Genomic DNA, 5533 nt, shown 5'->3' on the forward strand with positions numbered 1-5533 from the left:
CGAAACGTGCTCTACGGTGGCGCAAGGCGAGTGTTCAAACAGTGTCAAACACCGTCAAAATACTGCGTTCGTCCTCCCCATCCGCCGGGACGCGGGGGAGGCACAGGGGACGCAAATGAGTGCGTGACAGCGAGTTGGGCGATTCCGCCCGGCAGCGGGCAGACGGGCATCCGCATTGCCTTGATGGAGGCCGCCACCACAGAGAGTGGCCGGAACGCCAACGCTCAACGCAGAGAGTTTCCCATGAAGCGCACCATCCTCAACGCGCTCGCCCTGACCCTGATCCTGGGCGGCGCCTCGCACCTGAACGCGCAGACCGAGCCGGCCCCCCCGCTCTGCTGCAGCGGCGGAGGCTACAGCTGCTGTGGCCCCACCGGCTGCGAGATCGGGCCGTCCGGCTGCTCCGCCTGGTAAGGGCACCGGCGCTGCCGCCCGCGGGTTTCCGCGGGCGGCAGTGCCTGTCCGGGTACTCCTGTTCGTCCGCGGTTCACCACGTGCTTGAAAGCAGGAAGAAGATGAAGATCACCCTGTCCGACGTTTTCACCGGGATCCTGGCGGTGTGCGCGCTTACGGTTACCGGCCTCGTCGTGAAGAACGAGGTCACCGCCGGCGTCAGCCCTTCCGCAGCCCGGCCCGAGGTGAAGTTCCTGAACGAGTGGCGCAGCGTCGCCCGTGAGGGAACGCGCCTGGGCCGCCCGGATGCGCCGGTGCAGATCATCGAGTTCTCGGACTTCCAATGCCCGTTCTGCGCCCAGGTGCAGGCGGCCGTGCGGCAGGTTCGTGAGCGCCACCCGGACGAGGTCACGGTGGTATTCCGGCACTTTCCCCTGGAATCCATCCACCCCCACGCCTTCACCGCCGCCACGGCCAGCAACTGCGCGGGCGACCAGGGGCGGTTCGAGGCGTACCACGACGCTCTCTTTGCTTCCCAGGACCAGATCGGAACCAGGCCGTGGGAGGCGTTCGCCCGCGAAGCCAGGGTGGCCGATCTCGGCGCCTTCCGGACCTGCATGAGCTCCGGCCGGCACGTTGCCGCCGTGCGGCGCGACGCGGACGAGGCCAAGCGCATCGGCCTGCGGGTCACGCCCACGCTCATCATCAACGGCCGGGGCCTGGGCGGGGCGACCACGGCGGACGAGCTGGAAGCCCACGTACGCCGCGCCCTTCGCGACGCCGGCGCCGGAGCCCGGGCCGAATAGGCCGCCCGGGCAACCGTGCGCCGCACGCCGGCATCTACTTCAATGTAGCGCGGCGCGACAATGTTCGCGCCGTGTCGTGTTTTGTGACCGATTGTGCTAGTGCGCGACCCCGTATAAATTTAGGCCCGGTCCCCTGAACGCGCGTTCTGCGTCCGGTGCCCGCCTTTCTCCCGCCGAGTTTCATGATGCCAGCAAGACGTACCGCCGCCGCCGTCGTGGCTGCCCTCGTCGTCGCCCTGCTCGGGGGCGCCATCTACGACCGCACCCGCGACGCCCAGGCCGCCCCCGGCACCCCGGAAAAGGGGTCGAAGCCGCTGGTGCAGACCTCCGCGTCCACCTCGTTCGACAGCGACGTCGCCATTCCCGTGCAGGGAAGGGCGGCCAGGCGCGGCGAGCTGGTGATGGCGGTCAGCGCGGCGGGGCAGGCCGAGGCGTGGCAGAAGGCGGTGCTGGTGGCGCAGGTGAACGGCCGCATCGCCACGCTGGGCGTGCGCGAGGGCGACGGCGTGCGCTCCGGGCAGGGCGTGGTGGGGCTGGACGGCGCCGAGTACGCGCTGGCGGTGGAAGAGGCCGAGGCGGCGCTGCGCGAGGCGCAGAGCAAGTACCGCGAGGCCACGCTGTTCGACGAGCAGATCACCGACGCTTCCGTCCGGGCCGACCGCCAGGCCGCGGCGCGCGCGCGCAGCGGGCTCGATGCGGCCGACGTGCGTCTGCGGCGCGCGCGGCTGGACCTGGCGCGCACCCGGCTGGGCGCCCCCTTCGCCGGCCGCGTCGCCTCGCTGAAGGTGGTTCCCGGCCAGTGGGTGCGGCAGGGCGACGAGCTGATGACGGTCGTGTCGCTGGACCCCATCCGGGTAGAGGTGCAGGTGCTGGAAAGCGAGATCGCGCACCTGACCGCGGGCCGCACCGCCACCGTCAGCTTCGCCGCGTTTCCCGACGAGCGCTTCACCGGCCGCGTGCAGACCATCAACCCCATCGTGGAGAGCGGCACCCGCACCGCGCGCGTCACCGTGCTGGTACCGAACCCGGGCGGCCGCATCCTTCCCGGGATGTACGCGCGCGTTTCGCTGGAGGCGCGGCGCTACGCCGACCGCGTGATGGTGCCCCGCAGCGCCATCCTGGAGCGCGACCGCCGCACCATGCTCTTCGTGTACGAGGGCTCGGGGAGCGAGGGGCTGGCCAAGTGGCGCTACGTGACCACGGGGCTGCAGAACGACGCCTTCGTGGAGATCGTCTCCAACCCCGACACCGACAGCGTGGCGCCGGGCGAAACGGTGCTCACCGAGGGCCACTACACGCTCATCCACGACGCACGCGTGCGCCTGGTGGACGACGCCAAAGCCGAGGGCGGACGCCCGTAGCGGCTGGGGCGTGATCCTTTCGCCCTCCCCGCACGGCGGTTTCGTGCGGGTAGGGCCGGGGCGAGGGCCGCTTCGGCGCGCTCGCCCCACACTCTTTCGATGGACGATCCGATGAAGGCCCTTTCGCTTTTCGCGGCACTGCTCGTGGCCGCCCCCGTGGCGGCACAGGCGGGGCAGGACAGCATGCCGCTTTCGCTGGCCCAGGCGCAGCGCACCGCCACCGAGAACAATCCCCAGTACCGGCGTGCGCAGACCGAGCTGGGCACGGCCGAAGCGGACCTGCGCCGGGCGCGGGGAGCCTTCCTTCCCATCGTTTCGCTGGATTTCGGGGCGAGCGGGGGGTACAGCCGGCGGTTCACGGGGCTGGACCAGTTCGGCGAGACCGTCGTGCGCGACGAGGTGCTGGAAAGCAACTACAGCCGCGCCGACCAGGGACTCTCCATCCGCTCCCTGACGCTGTTCGACGGGGGAGAGCGGCTCCGCGAGCGCCGGGCGGCGCAGGCAGGCTACCAGGCGACGGAAGCCCGCATCGGCTCCGAGGAGGTGCGCGTGCGCGGCGAGGTGGAGCGGCGCTACTGGGAGGCCGTGCGTGCCGGCCAGGCCATCGCCCTGGAAGAGGCGCTCCTCGCGTCGGCGCGCGAACGGCTGGAATCCACCCGCGCCCTGCAGCGCGTGGGCGTGCGCGGGCCCATCGACGTGCTGGGGGCCGAGGTGACGGTCGCCGAGCAGGAGCAGGCGCTGGAGAAGGCGCGCGGCGATGCGCGGCGGGCGCAGCTGGACCTGCGCCAGTCCATGGGCGTGCTCGACGGACCGCCGCTGGTGCTCACCGACGCGCCCGCCGCGCTCTTCGACCCCGCGGCGCTGGATGTGCCGGCGCTCGTGTCGCGCGCCTTCGCGAACCACCCGCGCGTGGCGAGGGTGCAGTTGGCCGAGCAGCAGGCCGAGCACCGCCTGGCCGCCGCACAAACCAACCGCTTGCCGCGGCTGAGCGTGGCCGGAAGCGTGGGCCGCAGCCAGAACAACAGCGACTATTCGGGCCTCGTGCAGGTGAACCCGCTGGACCAGGCCGCCGGGCTGAAGTTCGACCTCTCCATCCCGCTCTTCACCCAGTACCAGACGTCGTACCAGATCCACTCCGCCCGCGCCGCGCGCAACGCGGCCCGCGAAGATTCGCGCGCCGAGCGGCTGGCGGTGGAGCGCGACGTGCGCGTGGCCGTGGTGGAGCTGCAGAACGCGCACACCGCCGCGGCGCTGACCGCGCGGGCGCTGGATCTCAACCGCCGCCGGCTGGAGCTGGCGCAGCAGCAGTACCGCGTGGGCGCGCTGACGCTGATGGAGCTGACCGACGCGGTGGAGCGCGCGGCCCGCGCCGAGCGCGACGCGCTGCGCACCCGCTTCGAGTTCGCCGCGGCGCTCGCCACGCTCGACGAGCGTGTGGGCGGCCCCGTGGCGCCCTGACCGGCCGCACCCCTTTCGATCCACCCCGGCACCTCGCCCCATGTCGCTGCCGAGCATCGCCATCCGCCGCCCGGTGGCCGTCGCCATGTTCTTCCTGGGCGTGGTGTTCCTGGGCCTGCTGTCGTTCTTCCGGCTTCCCATCGACCTGCTTCCCGACGTGGCGTACCCGCGCCTCGTGGTGTACACCACCGACCCGGGCGCCGCCCCGGCCGAGGTGGAGCGGTTCATCACCGAGCCGGTGGAGCAGGCCGTCAGCACCGTCCCCGGCGTGCAGGGGGTGGAAAGCGTTACCCGCGAGGGCGCTTCGCTGGTCACCGCGCGCTTCGCGTGGGGCACCGACATGGACTTCGCCGCGCTGAACGTGCGTGAGCGGCTCGACAACATCCGCGACCAGCTTCCCGAGCTGGCCGCCCGCCCCGTGGTGCTGCGCACCGACCCGCGCAGCGAGCCCGTCCTGGCGCTTTCCATTGCCGGCGGGCGAGACCTTCCGGGCCTCAAGGAGCTGTCCGAGTCGGTCTTCAAGCGCCGGCTGGAGCAGATCGACGGCGTAGCGCTGGCCCAGGTGACGGGCGGGGTGGAGCGCGAGATCCACGTGGACGTCGATTCGCGCAAGCTGGAAAGCTTCGGGCTGACCGTGCAGGACGTGGCCACGGCGCTCAAGAACGCCAACGCCGCGGCGCCGGGGGGCACCATCCGCCGCGGACGCTACCGCTACGCGCTCCGCACCCTTGGCGAGCTGCAGGGGGTGGAGGAGATCGCCGCCGTGCCGCTGCGGCGCCAGGGCGCGGGGCTGGATTCCACCGGCGCGCGCGTCCTCCTGCGCGACGTGGCCACGGTGGAGGACGGGTTTCGCGAGCGCGAGTCGCTGGCCCGCTACAACGGCCAGGAGTCCGTGGGGCTGATGGTGTTCAAGAACGCCGACGCCAACACCGTCCGCGTGGCCCGGCAGGTGGACGAAACGCTCGCGCAGCTTCGCCGCGAATATCCCGACGTCAAGCTCGAAGTCGCCGTCAGCCAGGCCGGGTTCATCTCCGACGCCCTTTCCAACGTGGTGCAGGAGGTGATCCTGGGCGGCATCATGGCCTTCCTGGTCCTCTTCCTCTTCCTGCGCGAGGCGCGCTACCCCGTGGCCATCGCCCTGGCCATCCCCATCTCGCTGATCGCCACCTTCGCCATGCTGCACGCCACCGGCGTGTCGCTGAACATCCTGTCGCTGGGCGGCATGGCACTGGGCGTGGGCATGCTGATGGACAACTCCATCGTGGTGCTGGAGAACATCTTCCGGCACCGCGAGCTGGGGCTGCGGGCCCGCCTGGCCGCCGCGGCGGGGGCGGAGGAGGTGCAGCGCGCCATCACCGCCTCCACCATCACCACCATCGCCGTCTTCGGGCCCATCGTGTACGTCGAGGGGGTGGCGGGCGAGCTGCTGGGCGCCCTCGCGATGGCGGTCGCCTTCTCCCTCCTCGCCTCCATCGTCGTCGCCGTCACCCTGCTCCCCGCCCTGGCGGCGCGGTG

The 5533-nt window shown here is 71.6% G+C and carries 5 protein-coding genes; all 5 read left to right on the forward strand.

Features of this window, described 5'->3' with window-relative positions; genetic code table 11:
• The first annotated feature begins 243 nt into the window (after positions 1-243).
• Positions 244-414 carry a hypothetical protein gene (locus VIB55_RS12605; RefSeq protein WP_331877001.1) on the forward strand — a complete coding sequence of 57 codons (171 nt, stop codon included), beginning with the start codon at positions 244-246 and terminating at the stop codon, positions 412-414.
• A 101-nt stretch (positions 415-515) separates the two neighbouring features.
• Positions 516-1199 carry a DsbA family protein gene (locus tag VIB55_RS12610; RefSeq protein WP_331877002.1) on the forward strand — a complete coding sequence of 228 codons (684 nt, stop codon included), beginning with the start codon at positions 516-518 and terminating at the stop codon, positions 1197-1199.
• A 182-nt stretch (positions 1200-1381) separates the two neighbouring features.
• Positions 1382-2560, forward strand: a complete 1179-nt coding sequence (locus VIB55_RS12615; RefSeq protein WP_331877003.1) for an efflux RND transporter periplasmic adaptor subunit — start codon at positions 1382-1384, stop codon at positions 2558-2560.
• A gap of 111 nt (positions 2561-2671) precedes the next feature.
• On the forward strand, positions 2672-4018 hold the full coding sequence (locus VIB55_RS12620; RefSeq protein WP_331877004.1) for a TolC family protein: 1347 nt from the start codon (positions 2672-2674) through the stop codon (positions 4016-4018).
• Positions 4019-4058: 40 nt separating this feature from the next.
• The coding region (locus VIB55_RS12625; RefSeq protein ID WP_331877005.1) for an efflux RND transporter permease subunit at positions 4059-5533 on the forward strand (1475 nt) is incomplete at its 3' end.

The organism is Longimicrobium sp., assembly GCF_036554565.1.
Lineage (GTDB): Bacteria > Gemmatimonadota > Gemmatimonadetes > Longimicrobiales > Longimicrobiaceae > Longimicrobium.

What these genes read in the sequence shown, in the direction of transcription:
- VIB55_RS12620 (WP_331877004.1), top strand. Translation starts at nt 2,672, where the DNA reads ATGAAGGCCCTTTCGCTTTTCGCGGCACTGCTCGTGGCCGCCCCCGTG.
- VIB55_RS12610 (WP_331877002.1), top strand. Translation starts at nt 516, where the DNA reads ATGAAGATCACCCTGTCCGACGTTTTCACCGGGATCCTGGCGGTGTGC.
- VIB55_RS12605 (WP_331877001.1), top strand. Translation starts at nt 244, where the DNA reads ATGAAGCGCACCATCCTCAACGCGCTCGCCCTGACCCTGATCCTGGGC.
- VIB55_RS12615 (WP_331877003.1), top strand. Translation starts at nt 1,382, where the DNA reads ATGATGCCAGCAAGACGTACCGCCGCCGCCGTCGTGGCTGCCCTCGTC.